Source organism: Rhizobium sp. 01T444 (assembly GCF_056398305.1).
Window position 1 is genome coordinate 46598 of sequence record NZ_JBFTPD010000011.1, and the last position, 20733, is coordinate 67330.

The 20733-nt window shown below is 60.0% G+C and carries 22 protein-coding genes and 1 riboswitch; of the genes, 15 read left to right on the plus strand and 7 right to left on the minus strand.

Annotation, left to right across the window (positions count from 1 at the left end; all coding sequences use genetic code 11):
- Positions 1-9 precede the first annotated feature (9 nt).
- From AC1DTN_RS16610 to AC1DTN_RS16650, 9 genes are all read left to right on the plus strand, one after another.
- The gene (locus AC1DTN_RS16610) at positions 10-1155 is read left to right on the plus strand and encodes an AAA family ATPase (protein ID WP_477921816.1); all 1146 of its coding nucleotides are present in this window, start codon (positions 10-12) and stop codon (positions 1153-1155) included.
- A 54-nt stretch (positions 1156-1209) separates the two neighbouring features.
- Complete coding sequence (locus AC1DTN_RS16615) at positions 1210-3426, plus strand: primosomal protein N' (RefSeq protein ID WP_310384958.1); 2217 nt, start codon at positions 1210-1212, stop codon at positions 3424-3426.
- A 79-nt stretch (positions 3427-3505) separates the two neighbouring features.
- Entirely contained in the window at positions 3506-3895 is a 390-nt protein-coding gene (locus AC1DTN_RS16620) for an AGROH133_08824 family phage infection protein (protein WP_113324257.1), read from the plus strand.
- Positions 3896-4150: 255 nt separating this feature from the next.
- Positions 4151-4717, plus strand: coding sequence for a F0F1 ATP synthase subunit delta (locus tag AC1DTN_RS16625; protein ID WP_310385471.1), 567 nt, complete (start codon positions 4151-4153; stop codon positions 4715-4717).
- Positions 4717-6246, plus strand: a complete 1530-nt coding sequence (atpA, locus tag AC1DTN_RS16630) for a F0F1 ATP synthase subunit alpha (protein ID WP_113324255.1) — start codon at positions 4717-4719, stop codon at positions 6244-6246. Before AC1DTN_RS16625 ends, atpA begins: the two co-directional genes overlap by 1 nt.
- A gap of 28 nt (positions 6247-6274) precedes the next feature.
- The gene (locus tag AC1DTN_RS16635; protein WP_113324254.1) at positions 6275-7159 is read left to right on the plus strand and encodes a F0F1 ATP synthase subunit gamma; all 885 of its coding nucleotides are present in this window, start codon (positions 6275-6277) and stop codon (positions 7157-7159) included.
- Positions 7160-7182: 23 nt separating this feature from the next.
- Positions 7183-8619, plus strand: a complete 1437-nt coding sequence (atpD, locus tag AC1DTN_RS16640) for a F0F1 ATP synthase subunit beta (RefSeq protein ID WP_310384953.1) — start codon at positions 7183-7185, stop codon at positions 8617-8619.
- Positions 8619-8858: a hypothetical protein gene (locus tag AC1DTN_RS16645; protein ID WP_439016757.1), complete on the plus strand. Its 240-nt coding sequence runs from the start codon at positions 8619-8621 to the stop codon at positions 8856-8858. The genes atpD and AC1DTN_RS16645 overlap by 1 nt, the downstream gene beginning before the upstream one ends.
- Complete coding sequence (locus AC1DTN_RS16650; RefSeq protein ID WP_113324251.1) at positions 8858-9265, plus strand: F0F1 ATP synthase subunit epsilon; 408 nt, start codon at positions 8858-8860, stop codon at positions 9263-9265. The genes AC1DTN_RS16645 and AC1DTN_RS16650 overlap by 1 nt, the downstream gene beginning before the upstream one ends.
- Before the next feature lie 260 nt (positions 9266-9525).
- On the opposite strand, the gene AC1DTN_RS16655 is transcribed toward AC1DTN_RS16650, so the two are convergent.
- The 7 genes from AC1DTN_RS16655 to AC1DTN_RS16685 form a co-directional block, all read right to left on the minus strand.
- The gene (locus tag AC1DTN_RS16655; RefSeq protein WP_405049739.1) at positions 9526-10263 is read right to left on the minus strand and encodes a sugar transferase; all 738 of its coding nucleotides are present in this window, start codon (positions 10261-10263) and stop codon (positions 9526-9528) included.
- 161 nt (positions 10264-10424) lie between these two features.
- Positions 10425-11636, minus strand: coding sequence for an acyltransferase family protein (locus tag AC1DTN_RS16660; RefSeq protein ID WP_477921819.1), 1212 nt, complete (start codon positions 11634-11636; stop codon positions 10425-10427).
- Positions 11637-11701: 65 nt separating this feature from the next.
- Positions 11702-12706, minus strand: coding sequence for an ABC transporter substrate-binding protein (locus tag AC1DTN_RS16665; protein WP_477921821.1), 1005 nt, complete (start codon positions 12704-12706; stop codon positions 11702-11704).
- A 10-nt stretch (positions 12707-12716) separates the two neighbouring features.
- A complete protein-coding gene (locus tag AC1DTN_RS16670; RefSeq protein WP_477921823.1) occupies positions 12717-13472 on the minus strand; it encodes an ABC transporter ATP-binding protein in 756 nt (251 codons plus the stop codon).
- Positions 13469-14260 (minus strand): ABC transporter permease, encoded by a 792-nt coding sequence (locus AC1DTN_RS16675; RefSeq protein ID WP_025668737.1) that lies wholly within the window; start codon positions 14258-14260, stop codon positions 13469-13471. Before AC1DTN_RS16675 ends, AC1DTN_RS16670 begins: the two co-directional genes overlap by 4 nt.
- Positions 14261-14274: 14 nt before the next feature.
- Positions 14275-14883 (minus strand): YkoF family thiamine/hydroxymethylpyrimidine-binding protein, encoded by a 609-nt coding sequence (locus tag AC1DTN_RS16680; RefSeq protein WP_477921825.1) that lies wholly within the window; start codon positions 14881-14883, stop codon positions 14275-14277.
- Positions 14874-14987: riboswitch (TPP riboswitch) on the minus strand. Its footprint overlaps the gene before it by 10 nt.
- A 185-nt stretch (positions 14988-15172) precedes the next feature.
- On the minus strand, positions 15173-15748 hold the full coding sequence (locus AC1DTN_RS16685; protein ID WP_477921827.1) for an NADPH-dependent FMN reductase: 576 nt from the start codon (positions 15746-15748) through the stop codon (positions 15173-15175).
- A gap of 81 nt (positions 15749-15829) precedes the next feature.
- Here AC1DTN_RS16685 and soxR point away from each other — a divergent pair, with 81 nt between their 5' ends.
- The 6 genes from soxR (at position 15830) to AC1DTN_RS16715 (ending at position 20730) form a co-directional block, all read left to right on the plus strand.
- Positions 15830-16294 (plus strand): redox-sensitive transcriptional activator SoxR, encoded by a 465-nt coding sequence (soxR, locus tag AC1DTN_RS16690; RefSeq protein WP_113324243.1) that lies wholly within the window; start codon positions 15830-15832, stop codon positions 16292-16294.
- A gap of 86 nt (positions 16295-16380) precedes the next feature.
- Positions 16381-17151, plus strand: coding sequence for an SDR family NAD(P)-dependent oxidoreductase (locus AC1DTN_RS16695; RefSeq protein ID WP_113324242.1), 771 nt, complete (start codon positions 16381-16383; stop codon positions 17149-17151).
- A gap of 101 nt (positions 17152-17252) precedes the next feature.
- On the plus strand, positions 17253-17594 hold the full coding sequence (locus AC1DTN_RS16700) for an ArsR/SmtB family transcription factor (protein ID WP_113324241.1): 342 nt from the start codon (positions 17253-17255) through the stop codon (positions 17592-17594).
- A gap of 74 nt (positions 17595-17668) precedes the next feature.
- Positions 17669-18562 (plus strand): LysR family transcriptional regulator, encoded by an 894-nt coding sequence (locus tag AC1DTN_RS16705; protein ID WP_113324240.1) that lies wholly within the window; start codon positions 17669-17671, stop codon positions 18560-18562.
- Positions 18563-18697: 135 nt separating this feature from the next.
- A complete protein-coding gene (locus AC1DTN_RS16710) occupies positions 18698-19177 on the plus strand; it encodes a formate dehydrogenase subunit gamma (RefSeq protein WP_310384930.1) in 480 nt (159 codons plus the stop codon).
- Positions 19174-20730, plus strand: coding sequence for a formate dehydrogenase beta subunit (locus AC1DTN_RS16715; RefSeq protein WP_477921830.1), 1557 nt, complete (start codon positions 19174-19176; stop codon positions 20728-20730). Before AC1DTN_RS16710 ends, AC1DTN_RS16715 begins: the two co-directional genes overlap by 4 nt.
- Positions 20731-20733 lie beyond the last annotated feature (3 nt).

Consider the following 20733-nt stretch of genomic DNA (forward strand, 5'->3'; position numbering starts at 1 on the left):
AGCGGATGCATGCGTCTTCGCTCCATGTTTGCCAAGAATTACCGGTCACTGCGCTCGATCCGCATGGATCTGGCGGATACGACGCTGTTTCTCGGCGAGAACGGCGCCGGCAAGTCCAATCTCTATCGTGCGCTGCAGCTTGTGCAGTCGGCGGTTCGCGGGCGGCTGGCTTATGAACTTGCTGCCGAAGGCGGGATGCTCTCGGCTCTCTGGTCCGGGCCACGCCGCACATCCGATGGGCCAGCTCGAATCCACCTGGAAGTTGAGATCCTCGACGAGGAGCGTGCCGTCACATTCCGATATTCTGTCGAAGCGGGGTTGCGCCCACCGAAGGCCGCTGCGGGCTTTGCGCTCGAACCGCAGATCAAAGCTGAAGAGCTTTCCGTCGAAACCGGCCGCCGCGCGGTGGCGATGATGAAGCGGTCCGGTCCGGGCATCTCCGTTCGCGATGGTGCTGGGCGCATGCAGACCTATCCAGACGAGGCGCTGACATCCGAAACGGCGATCGCCCTGCTCGGCGATGCCGGCCATTTCCCCGAGGTTGCCGCCTTCCGTCGCATCGTCAACAATTGGCGCTTCTTTCACGGTTTTCGCACTGACAGGGCTTCTCCGCTTCGCCATCCCTGCCTTGCCGTCACCAGTCCCATGCTAGATGAGGATGGTGCCAATCTCGCCGCCGTCTTTGCGACGATTGCCCACACGCGGCAGGATACGGCCGAGCTCGATCGCATCCTGGCATCGGCGCTCGGCGGCGCAAGGCTTGTCGTGCCTGAGCCGGGCGAGACAGCGGAGTTCGGCCTGATGCTTCCCGACTTCCCGCACCGCGTCTTTCATCCGCGTGAACTGTCTGACGGGCAGATCCGCTTTCTCGGCCTTGCGGCTGCACTGCTCTCCTACAGGCTGCCGGCGCTCATCGCTCTGAACGAGCCGGAGGCGAGCCTGCATCCCGATATGCTGGTGCCGCTCGCCGACATGATCGCCGAAGCGTCAAAGAGCAGCCAGGTCTGGATCGTCACCCATTCGGTGCAACTGGCAGAGGCGGTGCGCGAACGCTGCGGCGTTCGTCCGCGAAAGGTTATTCGTGAGAATGGCGCCACGTGGATCGAAGGCATGCGGTTGACGGGAACGATCGCTGGTGAAGACGATGATGATTAACCCTCATTGTCGGCGGGTTCCATTTTACGGCCGTTGCGGGCATGGTCTGCCGCGATGAGTATAGATTCGTCCGATCTCTTTGGCGCGCTTTTCGAAGCCCCGCCCGTGACCCGCACGGTTCCGGTGCTGGTACCGATGCCGGCGCCAAGGCCCTATTCCTATTCGGTGCCTGAAGGCATGGCAGTCGAGCCCGGCTCGGTCGTGCAGGTGCCGCTTGGGCCGCGCCAGGTGATCGGTGTCGTCTGGGATGGCGGCGAAGATGGTGTGGATCCAAAGAAGCTCAGGCCCATCACCCATGTCTTCGATTGCCCGCCACTGACCAAGGAGATGCGGGATTTCATCGACTGGGTCGCCGCCTATACGCTTTCCCCACCCGGATTGGTGGCGCGCATGGCGCTGAGGGCGCCGAATGCCTTCGAGCCGGAGCCGATGGTGGAAGGGTTGCGTTTCATCGGCGGTGAGCCGGCGCGGATGACACCGGCACGCGCACGCGTGCTCGACACCGCCGCGGACGGGTTGTCCTGGACGCGGACCGGTCTTGCCCATGCTGCCGGTGTTTCCACCAGCGTTGTCGACGGGCTGATTGCACAAGGCATTTTCGAGACGATCTTCCTACCGCCGCCACCTGTCGTCGCCGAGCCTGATCCGGACTTTACCGGTGCCCGCCTCGAAGGTCCGCAGAAGGAGGCGGCCGAAGAAATTCTGGACGAAGTGCGCAAGGGCGAATTCGCGGTTTCGCTGATCGACGGCGTGACCGGTTCCGGCAAGACGGAAGTCTATTTCGAGGCGATCGCCGAGACGCTGAGGCGCGGCAAACAGGTACTGATCTTGCTGCCGGAGATCGCGCTCACTGCAAGTTTTCTCGAACGCTTCCAGGATCGGTTCGGTGCGAAACCTGCCGAGTGGCATTCCGACCTTGCCCCGCGTATGCGCGAAAAGGTCTGGCGGCAGGCGGTAACGGGAGAGGTGCGGGTCGTTGCCGGCGCGCGTTCGGCGCTGTTCCTGCCTTTCGAAGATCTCGGCCTCATCATTGTCGATGAAGAGCATGATCCTGCCTATAAGCAGGAAGACCGCGTCTACTACAACGCGCGTGACATGGCGGTCGTTAGGGCGCGGATCGGCGATTTTCCCGTAGTACTCGTTTCGGCGACGCCTTCGGTCGAAAGCCAGGTCAACGGCCAGAGCGGTCGCTACAGCACGATCCATCTGCCGACGCGTTTCGGCGATGCCGCGCTGCCCGACCTGCATCTGGTCGACATGCGGCGCCATGCGCCGGAACGCGGCGGTTTTCTGTCGCCGGTACTGATCCGGGCGATCGGCAAGACGGTGGAAAAGGGCGAGCAGGCCCTGCTCTTCCTCAATCGCCGCGGCTACGCTCCGCTGACGCTCTGCCGTGTGTGCGGCCATCGTTTCCAGTGCCCGCAATGTTCGAGCTGGCTGGTGGAGCATCGCTTTCGCCGGCAGCTGCAATGCCATCAGTGTGGTCATTCCGAGCCGACACCGGAGGCTTGCCCGGAATGCGGAACGCTCGACCACCTCGTCGCCTGCGGGCCGGGTGTGGAGCGCATCGCGGAAGAGGTGGAGCGGCATTTTCCGGACGCGCGCACCATCGTGCTCTCCTCCGACATCATGGGCGGAGTGAAGCGGCTGCGGCTGGAGCTCGACGCCATCGCCAAGGGCGAGGCGGATATCGTGATCGGCACGCAGCTTGTCGCCAAGGGACACAACTTTCCGCTGATGACGCTGGTCGGCATTGTCGACGCGGATCTCGGGCTCGCGAATGGCGACCCTCGCGCAGCGGAGCGGACCTTTCAGCTTCTGTCACAGGTTACGGGCCGCGCCGGTCGAACGGGCCTGAAGAGCCATGGCCTGCTGCAGACCTATCAGCCGCAGCATCCTGTCATGCAGGCAATCGTCTCCGGCGATGCGCGGGCTTTCTATGATCGTGAAATCGGCGAGCGGGAACGCGCTGCCCTGCCGCCCTTCGGCAGGCTCGCCTCGATCATCGTATCGGCAGACACGCGGCAGGATGCGGAAAACCATGCGCGCGGCATGCGCAACGCCGCGCCGCAGATTTCGGGCATTTCCGTTCTAGGGCCGGCGGAGGCGCCGTTGGCGCTGGTGCGTGGGCGCCATCGTTTCCGCCTCCTCGTGCATGGGCGCCGGAATTCCGACATGCAGGCCTATCTCAGGGCATTGCTCGCACAAGCGCCGAAGGAGCGCGGATCGGTTCAGGTGCAGCTCGATATCGATCCGCAGAGCTTCCTGTAGATCGTTACAGCCTCAGCGTTTCCGGATGTCGCTGATCATGGCATAAACGCAGAATCAGCTGATGATTTGGGGTTGAGGCATGGAATTCTACTTTCCGACGGAATTTGGCGAGCAGCTTGCCTTTGGTGCTGCGGCCTTCACCGCGCTTGCTGGCTTCATCATCATGTTCGCCCCCGGTCTTGCCATGCGGGCCTTCGGTCTGGCGCCACGGGGCGAGCGGCGTGAGGGTTACAGCGAAGTTCGATCGATGGGCGGCCTCTATCTTGGTCTCGGGGTTGCCGCGATCATGCTGGCGCAGGACTGGACCTATCTGGCGCTCGGAGCTTCCTTCGCGATGGCTGCTTTTGCGCGCATCATCTCCATCCTTTCTGATAAGGGGAGTACGCTCCTCAATTATTTACTTCTGGTTGTGCAGGCGGTCATAGCCGCATTGCCCCTGCTTCATGTGTTCGGCTTCCTTCAGAGCTGATCCAGAGCTGAAAATAAAGCGTTTCGCAGGCCGCTTTCGGGCGTTTCGGCAATTTTGCTGATAGAAAATCATGCGAATGGCGTATTCGGGCGCTACGCGTGTTGCGAGTCCGGAGATCCTATGTTAGACGGACCCCGAATTTCGGAAGAAGCAAGAGGCTTCTCTTGCGATTTCTGGGGGAAATCAAAACGAATTCAAAGTCATAGGTTCGGCGCCCGCCGAAAGTCGGATTTTGAATTGAAATCAGGGAAATTTGTGCCCGTGGCAGACACGTCCCAGCTTACTTCTGGTGTTGCAGAGCGCTATGCCTCGTCGCTTTTCGAGCTCGCGCTCGAAGAAGGCGCCGTCGACAGCGTTACCGCTGATCTCGATCGTTTCCAGGCCATGCTGGACGAAAGCGAAGACCTGAAGCGCTTTGTCCTGAGCCCGGTCTTTTCCGCAGAAGATCAACTCAAGGCCATCATCGCTCTCAGCGAAAAGGCTGGTCTCTCTGGCTTCTTTGTCAATTTCCTGAAGGTCGTGGCGCGTAACCGCCGCCTGTTTGCCCTGCCGGGCATGATCAAGGCCTTCCGCATCATTGCCGCCAACCATCGCGGCGAAATTTCTGCCGAAGTCACTTCGGCCCATGCTCTCTCCGTAGAGCAGGAAAATGAATTGAAGGTGGCGCTGAAGGGCGTCACCGGCAAAGACGTGGCAATTGCTGTCACGGTTGATCCGTCAATTCTTGGTGGTCTGATCGTCAAGGTCGGGTCCCGTCAGATTGATACGTCTCTTCGTACCAAACTCTCTACCCTTAAGCTTGCATTGAAAGAGGTCGGCTGATGGATATCCGCGCTGCGGAAATTTCCGCAATTCTTAAAGACCAGATCAAGAACTTCGGCAAAGAGGCAGAAGTCTCGGAAGTCGGCCAGGTTCTCTCCGTTGGTGACGGTATCGCTCGCGTTTACGGCCTGGACAACGTCCAGGCTGGTGAAATGGTCGAGTTCCCCGGCGGCATCCGCGGCATGGCGCTGAACCTTGAATCCGACAATGTCGGTGTCGTTATTTTCGGCTCCGACCGCGACATCAAGGAAGGCGACACTGTCAAGCGTACCGGCGCGATCGTCGACGTTCCGGTCGGTCCGGAACTGCTCGGCCGCGTTGTCGACGCTCTCGGCAACCCGATCGATGGCAAGGGCCCGATCAATGCGACCCGCCGTTCGCGCGTCGACATCAAGGCTCCGGGCATCATTCCGCGCAAGTCGGTCCATGAGCCGATGTCAACCGGCCTCAAGGCCATCGACGCGCTCATCCCGGTCGGTCGCGGCCAGCGCGAGCTCGTCATCGGCGACCGCCAGACCGGCAAGACCGCGATCCTTCTCGACGCGTTCCTCAACCAGAAGGCCATCCATGACAACGGTCCGGAAGGCGAAAAGCTTTACTGCGTCTACGTCGCTGTCGGCCAGAAGCGTTCGACCGTCGCGCAGTTCGTCAAGGTGCTCGAAGAACGTGGCGCACTGAAGTATTCGATCATCGTCGCTGCGACCGCTTCCGATCCGGCGCCGATGCAGTTCCTGGCTCCGTTTGCCGGCTGCGCCATGGGCGAATATTTCCGTGATAACGGCATGCATGCGCTGATCGGTTATGACGACCTGTCCAAACAGGCCGTTTCCTACCGTCAGATGTCGCTGCTGCTGCGCCGCCCGCCGGGCCGCGAAGCTTATCCGGGCGACGTTTTCTACCTGCACTCGCGTCTTCTCGAGCGCGCTGCAAAGATGAACGACGACAAGGGCGCCGGTTCGCTGACCGCTCTGCCGGTCATCGAAACCCAGGGTAACGACGTTTCGGCCTTCATTCCGACCAACGTGATCTCGATCACCGACGGCCAGATCTTCCTCGAAACCGACCTGTTCTATCAGGGTATCCGTCCGGCCGTTAACGTCGGTCTGTCGGTTTCCCGCGTCGGTTCCTCGGCTCAGATCAAGGCCATGAAGCAGGTTGCCGGCTCGATCAAGGGCGAACTTGCCCAGTATCGCGAAATGGCTGCCTTCGCCCAGTTCGGTTCGGACCTTGACGCTGCTACCCAGCGCCTGCTGAACCGCGGTGCACGCCTGACCGAGCTCCTGAAGCAGCCGCAGTTCTCGCCGCTGAAGACGGAAGAGCAGGTCGCCGTGATCTTCGCAGGCGTCAATGGTTACCTCGACAAGCTGCCGGTCACTCAGGTCGGCAAGTTCGAACAGGGCCTGTTGTCCTATCTGCGTTCGGAAGGCTCTGCCATCCTCGATGCGATCCGCACGGAAAAGGCTATCAGCGACGCTACGAAGGGCAAGCTCGTTGCTGCTCTCGACAGCTTCGCCAAGTCTTTCCAGTAATCAGGCCCTAGGTTAGGACGGATAGCGGATGCCTTCACTTAAGGATCTGAAAAACCGGATCGCCTCCGTCAAGGCGACGCAGAAGATCACCAAGGCGATGAAGATGGTCGCCGCGGCGAAGCTTCGGCGTGCGCAGGAGGCGGCCGAGGCCGCCCGGCCTTATTCGCAGCGTATGGGTGCGGTCCTGGCGAATATCGCCAAGGCCGTTACCGATGCGGACGGCGCGCCGGTCCTGATGACCGGTACGGGCAAGGATCAGGTACACCTGCTCGTCGTCTGCACGGCCGAACGCGGCCTGTGTGGCGGCTTCAATTCGCAGATTGCTCGCTTTGCTCGCGATCACGTTCGCAAGCTGGTCGCCGAAGGCAAGACTGTGAAGATCTTCACCGTCGGCAAGAAGGGCTATGACATCCTGCGTCGCGAATTCGCGTCGCTGATCGTCGAGCGCAAGGAACTGCGCGAAGTCAAGAAGATCGGTTTCGAGAATGCCGATCAGATCGGCAAGCGTATCATCGAGATGTATGAAGCCGGTGAGTTCGACGTTTGCACGCTGTTCTACTCGGAATTCAAGTCGGTGATCAGCCAGATCCCAACCGCGCAGCAGCTCATCCCGGCCAAGGCTCCTGAAGCTGTCACCGAAGATGCAGCCCATGCTGGTGCCGTCTATGAATACGAGCCGGATCCGGCGTCGATCCTCGACGAGCTGATCCCGCGCAACATCTCTGTCCAGATCTTCCGAGCTCTCCTTGAGAACGTTGCGGGCGAAATGGGTGCCAAGATGAGCGCGATGGACAATGCGACGCGCAATGCTGGTGAGATGATCAACAAGCTGACGTTGAGCTACAACCGTCAGCGTCAGGCTCAGATCACCAAGGAACTGATTGAAATCATTTCGGGCGCGGAAGCGCTCTGAGGTTAGGAAAAGAGGGTCAGAAAATGGCTGAGGCAGCTACCCCCAAGACCGGCTCTGTCGGCAGAGTCACACAGGTTATCGGCGCCGTCGTTGACGTTGCTTTCGAAGGCGAACTGCCGAAGATCCTGAATGCGCTGGAAACCGACAACAACGGCAACCGTCTGGTTCTCGAAGTTGCTCAGCACCTCGGCGAAAACGTAGTCCGTACCATTGCGATGGACTCGTCCGAAGGTCTTGTTCGCGGTCAGAAAGTCACTGATACCGGTGCTCCGATCATGGTTCCGGTCGGTAACGAGACGCTCGGCCGTATTATGAACGTCATCGGTGAGCCGGTCGACGAAGCTGGTCCGTTGGTTACCGCTCACAAGCGTTCGATCCACCAGGACGCTCCGGCTTACGTCGATCAGTCCACGGAAGCGCAGATCCTTGTCACCGGCATCAAGGTCGTCGACCTTCTCGCGCCTTACGCACGCGGCGGCAAGATCGGCCTTTTCGGTGGTGCAGGCGTCGGCAAGACCGTTCTCATCATGGAACTGATCAACAACGTTGCCAAGGCGCATGGTGGTTACTCGGTTTTCGCAGGGGTCGGTGAACGCACCCGCGAAGGCAACGACCTCTACCACGAAATGATCGAATCGAATGTCAACAAGCACGGCGGTGGCGAAGGTTCCAAGGCTGCGCTCGTTTACGGCCAGATGAACGAACCGCCGGGCGCCCGCGCTCGCGTCGCTCTGACCGGTCTGACGGTTGCAGAACACTTCCGCGACCAGGGCCAGGACGTTCTGTTCTTCGTCGACAACATCTTCCGCTTCACGCAGGCTGGCTCGGAAGTGTCGGCTCTGCTCGGCCGTATTCCTTCGGCCGTGGGTTATCAGCCGACGCTCGCAACCGACATGGGTCAGATGCAGGAACGCATCACCACGACGACGACGGGCTCGATCACCTCGGTTCAGGCCATTTACGTTCCGGCCGACGACTTGACCGACCCGGCACCGGCAACCTCGTTTGCTCACCTGGACGCAACGACCGTTCTGTCGCGTTCGATCGCTGAAAAGGGCATCTACCCGGCCGTCGATCCGCTCGACTCCACGTCGCGCATGCTCGACCCGATGGTTGTCGGCGAAGAGCATTACGAAGTGGCCCGCAAGGTCCAGTCGACGCTGCAGCGCTACAAGGCCCTGCAGGACATCATCGCGATCCTTGGCATGGACGAACTGTCCGAAGAGGACAAGATTGCCGTTGCCCGCGCCCGCAAGATCGAGCGCTTCCTGTCGCAGCCATTCTTTGTTGCCGAAGTCTTCACCGGCTCGCCGGGCAAGCTCGTTGCTCTCGAAGACACGATCAAGGGCTTCAAGGGCCTCGTCAACGGCGAGTACGACCATCTGCCGGAAGCAGCCTTTTACATGGTTGGTTCGATGGACGAAGCTGTCGAGAAAGCCAAGAAGCTCGCAGCAGCTTGATGAGCGACGCTCGGGACGAGATATTCTGCTGCGACACCCTCAAAAGTGTCGTGGCAGAGCTTCCTGAACCGGCAGCGCCGACCATCTACCGTGCCGATAACGGCGTGATGATGATGGTCGTCGGGTTGGCTCAGAGCGAGGAAGGCCTCGGTTATCTCGACCATGCGATAATGCACTGCCCGTTCTGCGGGACCAAACTGCAAGATGCAGAAGCCATAGCCGAGAAGGTAAGTCACTGATGGCTGACAATTTCAACTTTGAGCTCGTTTCGCCGGAGCGTCTGCTGCTGTCGGAGATGGTGACCGAGGTCGTCATTCCCGCGACCGAAGGCGAAATGACTGTTATGGCCAACCATGCTCCGACGATGACGACCATCAAGCCGGGTATCGTGAGCGTGCGTTCCGGTTCCGGATCGAAGCAGGATTACGTCGTGTTCGGCGGTTTCGCCGACATCCTACCGACTGGCTGCACGCTGCTTGCCGAATCCGCTGTTCCGGTCCAAGAGCTCAACAAGGATGAACTCACTCGCCGCATCGAAGCTGCGAAGAAGGAACTCGAAGATGCCGAGCATCACGAGCACAAGTCCAGGCTAGAGCACTTCATCATGGAACTGACCCACCTGCGCGGTGTCGTCCAGCAAGACTGATCGGCTCGGCCCGAGATAAACACAGTGAGAAAAGCGGCTTTCAAGGCCGCTTTTCTTTTTGCTAAGCCGCTCTGAACGGGGCTCAGCCATTCGCCATGCAGAGAACCGCATGGAGGCGAGCTGAGACATCCTGGAAAGTTTCTTGATGCCGAGGAGGCAGTTCTTATCACGGCGAAGGCTGCTGTTTCCACCCGGACTACGGAAACGAAAACAGGCGGCTTTTGACTGCCTGTGCCGGAGATTTCCTTAGCAGGACCTTCTTAGAAGCCAGTGCCACCGCGTAGTTCGGACAGCAGCGTGCCGAACAGGATCTTCATATCCAGCCAGAGGCTGAAATTTCTGATGTAATAGATATCGCTGGCGATGCGGGCTCGTGCCTCTGTCGGGCGCCCTGTCGGACCGCGCCAGCCGCGCGTCTGGGCGAGGCCGGTAATGCCCGGCCGCATCAGATGGCGATAATGATATTCGGGCACCAGTTCTTCGTAGAGCATGCCGGCCGCGCGCATGTTGATAGCATGGCAGCGGGGGCCGACGAGCGACATATCGCCTTTGATGACGTTGAGGAGTTGCGGCAGCTCGTCGATGTTGGTCTTGCGCAGGAATGCGCCGATCCGCGTCACGCGCCGGTCATCCTTGACTGTCTGTTCGATGCCGGTGGGATCGCAGAGATCCGCACGCATGGAGCGGAACTTGTAGACGGTGATCTTGCTGCCCTTCAGGCCCCAGCGAATCTGCCGGAAAAATACCGGCCCGCCATCATCGATCACGATGAGAAGCGCAATCGTCAGAAGTACGGGAAACAGGATGACCAGCGCGCCTGTTGCACCGAAAATGTCGAAAGCTCTCTTCAAGCCGAGCTGAAGCCTGTTCCGGCCATCCAAAGAGACAAAGCTTTCCGGCTGGCGAATGTTGGAATTCGCTGCGTCGAGAGCCATCATCTTCACTGCTTTTGCAGAGAAGGCCGTGTCTTGGAGCTTATTTGAAGTAAACACGTTCATTAAGCAACGTCCGTGGAAATACTCGCATATTGCGTCGCGCTGGCACAAATACATGGACGGGATCGATTTGTCACCCGCTTCCTTAATGTTTTCGTAACCATAACAGAGCCAAATTTGGGAGTATTTCGAATATGTTCCTGATATTTTTGGTTGGTTGGGAATTAACTATATTGAGTAGTGGCTGAATTCTTGCGCGTTATGCGTGCGGCGCGCCGTATTGCCTGTCGTTCGACAGCGAAATAGCTGAAGCTTGCGAGAAGAAAAGTGATCGCCGTCGCAAAGATGCAGCCGATAAACCAGTCCCGTAGCGGATGATCTTCGCCGATGCCGAATATGGCTGGAGAGATCGTCTGCATCGAGGTTAGAACGATGTCCTGCCAGATATAGATGCCGAATGAGACGGTTGCCGTGAAGCGCATGAAGGTATTGTCGAGCAATGCCGCAAGCAGCACGGAGCGTGAGAGGGCCACAAGCGCAACAGCGATCATGGCCGGAAACAGCGGAAAGGCGTAGGGGATTCCGAGCCATCCATAGGCTTCCCAAGGTCCGCCTGTTGAAAGCGGCAGCTGGGAGCCGGCGGTGACCAGGCAGGCAAGCGCAACGATGTCGAACCAGATCTGATGCTTTCGCGGCAACATGATCTGAATGCCGGCTGCGAGCGTACCGAGCGCAAAGACGGCGAAGAAGCCGACGGGATTATAGTTCGGCATCCACTCCTTCGCGCCGCCCTGCATGCCATATTGCCAGCCACGATCAATCTCGTTGGGGGGAACAAGCGTACGGAAGGTCTCATGGGTAAGCAGCGTCACGGCAATGATGCCGAACCAGGCAAGGCGCGTGACGAGCGGAGAACGGCGTTTTTCCGGGATAGCGAAAAGCCAGAGGAAGCCAAGCGGCAGCAGCACGTAGCTCGTTACTTCGAAAGATATGGACCAGAGCGGGCCGTTGCCTTCGACAGGAAAAAAGGTGCGCCAGTGCCATTGGCTCATGAAGAAGAGACCGCTGACATAGCGCATAACAAGTTCCGGCGTCAGTGCGTGCCCGAGCAGAGTAATGCTGAGGATGAAGCCCGCCGTCAGAGCCACCCAATAACCGGGCACGATGCGGGCCGCGCGACGCAGCACATAGGTGCGCGGGTCAGGCATGGCGCAACCGGCATCAAGGGAACGCCAGAACGGCAAGGCCAGCAGGAAACCGCTGAGGATGAAGAAGATGGCGACGCCGAAATTGCCGAAGCGCAGGGCGGTCAGCGTCGGCCGCAATCCTTCGGTCTTGTTGAGGTCGATGCGCAGAATGAGATGGTGGATAAGGACAAGCAGGCAGGCGGCTGCACGCAAGAAATCCGCTCCGGCCACCCGGTCCTGCTGCTGCATGTCACTCCCTCGCTCCTTGCCGGACTTTGCAGCGGAAAGCTGCTGCCGGCAAGGGCAGGGTCATCTCAGCCAAGCAGATCGTTGGTGTAATAGCCGGAAAAATCGGGCTTTTCCTTCAACGCCGCACCATTGGCATCGAGCAGGATGCCATGGTCGAACAGGAAAGCGCCGATCGCTTCGGCCTTGGCCGGATCGATGATGCCGATCGTGCCATTGTCGCCCTTGAGGAAATGGCCTTCGACCAGCGCCTTTTGCGATGCCTTGACCAGTTCGGTATTCAGCAACGCGCCGTTGCTGCCGGCAATCAGGAGGTCACAGGCCTCGTCCGGATTATCGACCGAATAGGCGTAACCCTTGAGCGTTGCCTGGATGAAGGCGCGGGCATTTTGCGGATTGGCCGAGAGATAGGCGTCACTGGAAGCGATCGCGGTCGTCTGTTCGTCAGGTATGCCGTAATCGCTATAGCACCAGCGGCCGACCTGCCGGTTCTCCAGTTGGGCCGCGATGCCCTCCCAGGTGTAGATTTCCAGCGTGAAGTCCACGGCGCCGTTATCGAGCGCCTCATAGGCCGAGGTGCCGAGCGTGACATTCTGGAAGGTGCCCTTGCCGCCGTCGTTGCGGATCATCGCGGAGACGAGCGCCTCCTCCCATGCGCCGCCGAAGCCGCCATAGGTTTTTCCGTCCAGGTCCTTGGGGCTTTTGATATCGTTGCGGCCGCCCTTGAAGATCAGCCTGCCGGTTTCCGTCTGCACGACGGCATAGACGAGTTTCACATCAGCGCCGGCGGCGCGCTGGGTAAAGGTCTCGATCTCTCCGCAAATGCCGAAATCGGCGACGCCGTTCGCGACCAGCGTGCCAGCGCTGGTATCGGCATAGGGTAGGATCTCGACATCGAGGCCGGCGGCCTCATAGAAGCCCTTCGCCTTGGCGACATAGATGCCGATATGATTGGTGTTCGGCGTCCAGTCGAGCGCGATACGCACCTTGGCGGCGGATTGGGCGAAGGCAGCATGGCCGGCGAGGCTTGCGGCCATGGCGGCAAAAAGGGTTTGTCGGCGGGTGAGAAGCATCGGGACCTCCTCAGGTTCTTTGCGGATGCAGCAATGTTTGAAGAATTTCGGTTTCGATCGCCTGGGCGGCCGGGGAGCCGAGATCGGCAAGCGTGCGCGGCCTTTTCAGCGGCACTTCGAACTCCCTGATCACGGCCGCCGGGCGGGCAGAAAGCACATAGATGCGGTCAGACAGGAAAACGGCTTCCCGCACATCGTGGGTGATCAGCAGGGCCGTCCAGCGATGATCGGTCCACATGCCCTGCAGCCATTCCTGCATCTGGGTGCGGGTCAGCGCGTCGAGTGCCCCGAAGGGCTCGTCGAGCAGCAGCATGTCCTGCCGCTGGATCACGGTGCGCAGCAGGGCCGCGCGCTGGCGCATGCCGCCTGAAAGGGCCGCGGGATAGTGATTTTCGAAACCGGCAAGGCCGAAGCGTTCAAAGAGAGGGGCGGCAACCGCTCGTGCCTGGCTGCGGCGCATACCGTGCACTTCGAGGCCAAGGATCGCATTGTCGATGACGCTTCGCCACGGCATCAGCGCATCGCGCTGGGGCATGAAGGCGAATGCATGCGCCGCTTGCGAAAGCGACATGCCGTCAAAGAAAATGTGGCCTTTATCGGCCTGCAGCGCCTGTGTCAGCAAACGGAGGATCGTCGATTTGCCGGAGCCGGAGGGGCCGACGATCGAGACGAATTCTCCTCTGGCGATATGAAGAGAAATGTCCTTCAGCACTTCCATGCCGTCGAAGGACTTCGAGACGTTCTTCAGCTCAAGCATCCCGCTCATGGGCGTTTCTCCGCAGGAGATTGCCAGGGCATGACGAAACGCTGCACCGCCAGCGTGAGACCGAAGAGGCAGAGGGTGAGGAGGGCGCTCACGACGACGGCGGCAAGCACGAGGTCGGGCCGGAAATTGTTCTTGGCATTGAGGATATAGATCCCGAGGCCACGTGCGGCACCTGCATATTCGGCGAAGATAGCGCCGACCACGGCATAGGTGATCGAAATGCGCAGGCCGGCAAAGAAGAAGGGCATGGCGGAGGGAAGCCTCGCCAGGCAGAAGATGCGCCAGCGGCTTGCCTTCATGGAACTCAGAAGCTCGGCGATATCTCGGTCCGTCGCTTCATAGCCCTGCAGCAGGGCTACCAGCAGCGGAAAGAAAGTGACGAGAGCAACGAGCAGAAGCTTCGGCAGCAGCCCGAAACCGAACCAGAGCACGACCAAGGGGGCAATCGCGACCAGCGGCAATGTCTGGCTGACGATGAAGAGCGGCAGCAGCGCGCGGCGCATGAAGGGCACGAAATCCATCAGCACAGACGAGGCGAAGGCGAAGACCAGCGACAAAGCGAAACCGCCGAGCGTCGCGCCAAGCGTCGGCCAGGTGTTGTCGAGCAGCGCCTGCCTGTTCAGCCAGCCCTGTGTCAGGATGCGCGAAGGCGAGGGCAGAATGGAGGGCTTGATGCCGGAGAGATCGACATAGAGCTCCCAGACGGCCAGGAAGGCAAGCACGGCAAGAATGGCGGGCAAGGCCCGCCTCAGTGGCGCAAATGTCGAATCCGGTTTCGATAAGGTCATTGCCGTCAAGCGTCTCAGGCTTTGCTCGGGCTGTTCGCGGAGACCGTGATATCCAGCGTCACATGGCCTTCGGGATCGCCAAAGCGATAGAAGGCTTCATGGATGGTCGCGAAGATCGCGCCGGCATCGCCGCACAGCTTGGTGCAGAAATTCTTGGAGCGGTCGAATGTGCCCGAGCGCTTCAGGAAATCGATGCAGCCGTAGATCTCGTCCATATGGGTGCCCGTTCCCATAACGTACAGAGAAAATTGGGCGGCCGTTGGCTGGCCGGTTTCTGTGGTGTCCTTGACTGCCGCGATCGCGGCTTCCACTCGCTCGGCGAGCGGCTCGGATCGGCTGGAAGACAGGCCGGCGCCACAGATCGCATCATCCGGTTCGCCGGGGCAGCCCCGCGAGATCGCTGCGGACAATACGCAATGCTCGCCGCTTGCGGCAGCCGAGACGAAGAGGTCGCGCATAGCGGCAAACAACACGTCGGGCGGGCCGACCATCAGCGTGGAAATATCGTCGGTTTCGATGCGAAGATGATAACGATAGGGATCGAGAGCCTTGATAGCGTCAAGGATGATGCCGACGAAATTGCCGGACATCGGATATAGAGACACTTGTGCGCCGGAAAACATTTGGACCTCGCTCCGCTGGCATTACCCAGATCAGCTTTGAAGGGTCCGGAGGCATGCGCCTCACATCTCAGCCCCGGCAATTCGGAGCTCCCCCGTGAAATTGTGGCGGAAGCTAGCACCGGGCCTGCGATACCGCAACCGTAAAATTCCTATCCGGCTACACGGTCGGAAAGGGCCAGGGCAGTTCGGACGCAGCTGTCAAGTGTTGGGAGGAACACCCGGACGGAGGTCCTGTCCGGGTGCCCAGCCGGTTCCGTACCTGCCAGAGACGGAATCGGATGTCGTTGTCTCAGGCGGCGATGCCGGCATAAGGAGTGTCGCTGCGGGCGGCGATCAGCGCCTCAGTCCACCATTGCAACTGGGCCATCATTCGGGAAAGCCGGCGCGACGCATCTTCCGTATCCTGCAGTCGGCCTTCATTGTCGAAACGGCGCCAGGGGGAATTGAAGCTGACGGCATCGCAGATCGTGACGGCGTGAAGCTCCGCAAAGACGAGGCGGAGCTGTTCGACCGCCCGCAATCCGCCGGAGACGCCGCCATAGCAGACGAAGGCGATCGGCTTGCCGTGCCACGGCTCGGCGAAGAGATCGATGAGGAATTTCAGGGAAGCGGTGAAGCTGTGGTTATATTCCGGCGTGACGAGGATGAAGCCATCGGCCTGATGGAGCCTGTCAGCAAGCCGCCTTGCCTCCGGATGATGCGGTACATGCTCTCGCGGCAGCGAGAATGCCAGCGGGTCGATGATGTCGATCTCGAATTGTGGAAAGCGGGTCAACTCTCTTTCGAGCCATTTCACAACCCTGTCGCAGATGCGCCCCTCACGCGTGCTGCCGTAGATGACCGCAAGCCTCATGGGTTTCTGCATGCATTGCTCCTTCTCGTTGCGGCTTTACGGCCTCGGGAGCGGAGTCTATAAAACCTCAACTAATATTAAGGTCAATAGGCGATGCAGCAAAATCCGGCATTCTCCTTGAGCAGGCTCCTGACGGTGGGCGAGGTGGCAGAGCGCAGCGGACTTGCGGTTTCTGCCCTGCATTTCTACGAGGCGAAGGGGCTGATCTCCAGCATCCGCACCCGCGGCAACCAGCGCCGATACGGCCGCGATGTGCTACGGCGCCTCGGCATTATCAAGGTGGCGCAACGGGTCGGCATTCCGCTTGCCGAAATCCAGACTGCCTTCGAAACCCTGCCGCAGAGCCGGACGCCGACAGTCGGGGACTGGCAGAAACTGTCGGCGCTCTGGAAGGATGATCTCGATGCGCGCATCAAGCAGCTGAGCCTGCTGCGTGACCATCTGACGAGCTGTATTGGCTGCGGCTGTCTCTCGATCGACGCCTGTCCGCTGCGCAATCCCTTTGACGTGCTCGGCAGGCAAGGCGCCGGTGCGCGGCTTCTCGACCCGGGGGCTTAGACCTTCGGGCTTTCTTTTGGCCGATGGCCGCATATGTTAGGCCTGATAGCGCAAGCGGCGGGCCGGCCCGCAAGGAGGAGAGCTTCGTGTTTCATCCCAAATTGTTCGAAAACCGCAATGTCGTCGTGACAGGTGCAGGCCGCGGTATCGGCCTCGAAGTTGCCCGGCAGTTTCTGGATTGCGGTGCGCGCGTGCTTGTCCATACCGGGCGTGATGGGGAACGTGAATTGCCGGATTTTCTGCTGACCGCCGAATCGGAACGCCGGGCCCTGCTGTTGCCCGCAGATTTCCTGCAGCCGGGCGGGGCTGCGAAGTTTGCGGAAGAGGCGCTCGAATTCTTCGACAAGGTGCATGTGCTGGTCAACAATGCCGGCACGATGTACGGGCGTTTTCCTGCCGGCGAGTTGACCGACGCCGATTATGAGACTGTCGTGCGCCTCAACCAGACGTCGGTGGTGGAGTTGACACGAGCGCTGCTTCCGGCGCTCCGGGCGGCAGGGGGCGCTGCTATCGTCAACACCGTTTCGATTTCGGCGCTGACGGGCGGAAGCCCCGGTTCTGCAATCTATTCCGCATCGAAGGCATTTGTTGCGACCTATTCGAAAGCGCTGGCCCGAGAGCTTGCGCCTGATGGTATAAGGGTCAACTGCGTCTCGCCCGGCACAATCGAAACCGATTTCCATGCACGCTATTCATCGCGTGAAAAGCTGGAGCAGACCCGCAAGTCGATACCACTACAACGGCTCGGAACAGCAGAGGATTGTGCCCCCGCCTATCTCTTCCTGGCGGCTCCATCACTCTCAGGTTACATCACGGGTCAAGTCCTGGAGATCAATGGTGGCCAGCTTATTTGCTGATTTGTTTGGACTTTTTTTGGCATTTCGCGACATTTGACGAATTCGCTTCTGCGAATATGATATTGTACTGATCTATCCTATTACCTCCTTCCGAGAAGCAAATGCCATTGCCTAAACCGAAGCCGGGCATGACCGGCCAGGACTTGCAGAAGCTTGCTGACAAAGCCCACGAGGCGAGCGATCTCCTGAAGGCGCTAGCCCATCAGACCCGGTTGCTCATCCTCTGTATCCTGTCGGAAGGGGAAAAGACGGTCGGCGAAATCGAGGATATCCTTGGAATACAGCAGGCTATGGTGTCCCAGCAGCTTGCGCGACTGAGGCTCGAAGGCCTCGTCAATACGCGGCGCGACGGGCGGCTTGTCTATTACAGCATGGGCAACGAAAGCGTCATGGCTTTCCTCGAATCACTTTTCAGTCTCTTTCCGGTTGCCGAGACGGGCTGAGCCTGCCAGCTCTTGCGAAGCCGAACGGCAAGCCGCAAAGATAGGCCTCATGCCCAATTCGGCAGGGAGGCCGGATGATCGACAAGCTGGAATTCTTCATCGCACTCGCTAATGAGAAACATTTCGGTCGTGCGGCAGAGGAATGCGGCGTCTCCCAACCCACGCTCTCGGCCGCCATTCGCCAGCTGGAAGATCAGCTGGGCGTCATGCTGGTGCAGCGTGGCTCCCGCTTTCAAGGATTGACGCCGGAAGGACAGCGTGTGCTCGAATGGGCGCGCCGCATCGTCGGGGACACGCGCACGATGCGCGAGGAAATGCGCGCCGCCCGCAAGGGTCTCTCCGGCCATCTGCGTCTGGCGTCCATTCCGACCGCGCTCGCGATGCTGTCGCGAATCACAACGCCCTTCCAGGAACGGCATCCCGACGTCACCTTCTCCATCGTCTCGCGCAATTCGCTGCAGGTGCTGAGCATGCTCGAAAACCTCGAGATCGATGCCGGCGTCACCTATCTGGAAAACGAGCCGCTCGGGCGCGTCACTTCTGTGCCCCTCTATGCGGAGCGCTATAATCTCATCACCGCCGCCGGCAGTCCGCTCTCGGATCGCGAGAGTGTGACATGGCGTGAAGTGGGTGATCTTCGGCTTTGCCTATTGACGGCTGACATGCAGAACCGGCGTATCATCAACCGGCATTTGGCCGAAGCAGGCGCAACAGTCCATCCGACACTCGAATCGAATTCGATGATCGTTCTTTTTTCGCACGTGCGGACTGGCCGCTGGGCAAGCATCATGCCGCGTAACGTTGCGATATCATTCGGCTTTCCTGCGGAGATCCGGATGATCCCGATCGTCGAGCCGGAGGCGCACCATCTCGTCGGCCTTGTCGCTCCTTATCGGGAACCTTTCACGCCGCTTGTCTCCGCCTTGTTGCATGAAGCAAGAACACTCGTTGAAGACGCGGAACTATGATAGAAAAAAGCTATCAATCAACAAGACTGCTTTATTGATTGCAACCTGCTTCCCTGAGACAGTTCCCTAGAAATCGCAATGACATGGGGAGTTTTGCGGTTCCCAGGGAATGCGCAAGCCGAAGGGAGGCTGCTGATGAATATACGTATCGCCCAGGGCGATATCACCGGGCGTATCCGTTCGATCGTTGCTGATCTTCGATCCCTCGAAGGCCCACTGCTCCCCATTCTGCATGAGGTTCAGGACGAGTTCGGTTACGTGCCGCAGGAGGCCCTGCCAGTCATCGCAGATGAGCTCAATCTTTCTCGCGCCGAGGTCCACGGTGTCGTAACCTTCTATCATGATTATCGTGATCATCCTGCCGGTCGGCACGTGCTGAAGCTCTGTCGCGCCGAAGCCTGCCAGTCGATGGGTGGCGATGCACTGGCCGAGCGTATCAAGACCCTGCTCGGCATCGATTTTCATCAAACGACACACGACGGCAGCGTCACGCTGGAGCCTGTCTACTGTCTCGGTCTCTGTGCCTGCGCGCCGGCCGCCATGTTCGATGGCGAAGTGCATGGCCGCGTCGATGACGACCTGGCGGCCGAACTCGTCGAGGAGGCGCGCCGATGACTGTGAAGATTTATGTTCCGCGCGATGCCGCAGCGCTCTCGCTCGGGGCCGAGAAGGTGGCAATGGCGATTACCCAGGAGATCGCCGCCCGCGGCCTTGATGCGACCGTCGTGCGCAACGGCTCGCGCGGAATGTTCTGGCTGGAGCCGCTGGTTGAGGTTGAGGTGTCCGGGAAACGGATCGGCTATGGGCCGGTCAAGGCGAAGGATGTCGTCGGGCTGTTCGATGCGGGACTGATTGACGGCGGGGCGCATGCGCTCTGTCTTGGGGAGGTCGAGGACCTCCCGTTCCTGAAAGGGCAGACCCGTCTCACCTTTGCCCGCTGCGGCATTACCGATCCGCTTTCGCTTGATGATTACGAGGCCCACGGTGGGCTTGCCGGTCTTCGCCGTGCAGTGTCGATGCAGCCTGCCGATGTCGTCAAGGAAGTCACCGATTCCGGCCTTCGCGGCCGCGGCGGCGCGGGCTTTCCGACCGGCATCAAATGGAAGACGGTGCTCGATGCCGCCGGTTCGCGCAAATATATCGTCTGCAATGCAGATGAGGGCGACAGCGGTACCTTTGCCGACCGGATGATCATGGAAGGCGATCCTTTCGTGCTCATCGAAGGCATGGCGATTGCCGGGCTTGCGACTGGCGCCACGAAAGGTTTCGTCTATACGCGTTCGGAATATCCGCATGCGATCGCCACGATGACGCAGGCGGTGAAAATCGCCCGAAAGGCTGGCATTCTGGGCGCTTCGGTGCTCGGCTCCGGCAAGGAATTCGACATGGAGATCCGCACCGGTGCGGGCGCCTATGTGTGCGGCGAGGAAACGGCGCTGCTCAACAGCCTCGAAGGCAAGCGGGGCATCGTGCGCGCCAAGCCGCCGCTGCCGGCGCATAAGGGCCTGTTCAACTGTCCGACCGTCATCAACAATGTCATCTCGCTCGCGTCCGTGCCTGTGATCATGGACAAGGGGGCCGCCTTCTATCGCGATTTCGGCATGGGCCGGTCACGCGGCACCATCCCGCTGCAGATCGGCGGCAATGTAAAATATGGCGGTCTCTACGAAACCGCCTTCGGTCTTTCGCTCGGCGATATCGTCGACAAGATCGGCGGCGGCACTGTGTCCGGCCGGCCGGTGAAGGCGGTGCAGGTGGGAGGGCCGCTTGGCGCCTATTTCCCGCGTGCGCTGTTCGATACCCCGTTCGACTATGAGGCCTTTGCCGCCAAGGATGGGCTTATCGGTCATGCTGGTCTGGTCATCTTCGATGATACGGCCGACATGCTGAAGCAGGCACGCTTTGCGATGGAATTCTGCGCGGTGGAAAGCTGCGGCAAGTGCACGCCCTGCCGCATCGGCTCGACCCGCGGGGTCGAAACCGCAGACAAGATCGCCCAGGGCATCGAGCCCGAAAAGAACCGCGAACTGCTCGCAGATCTCTGCAACACGATGAAGTTCGGCTCGCTCTGTGCGCTCGGCGGCTTCACGCCCTATCCTGTCATGAGCGCGATGACGCATTTCCCGGACGATTTTGCTCCGGTCCCTCTCATTGAAGCAGCGGAATAGACC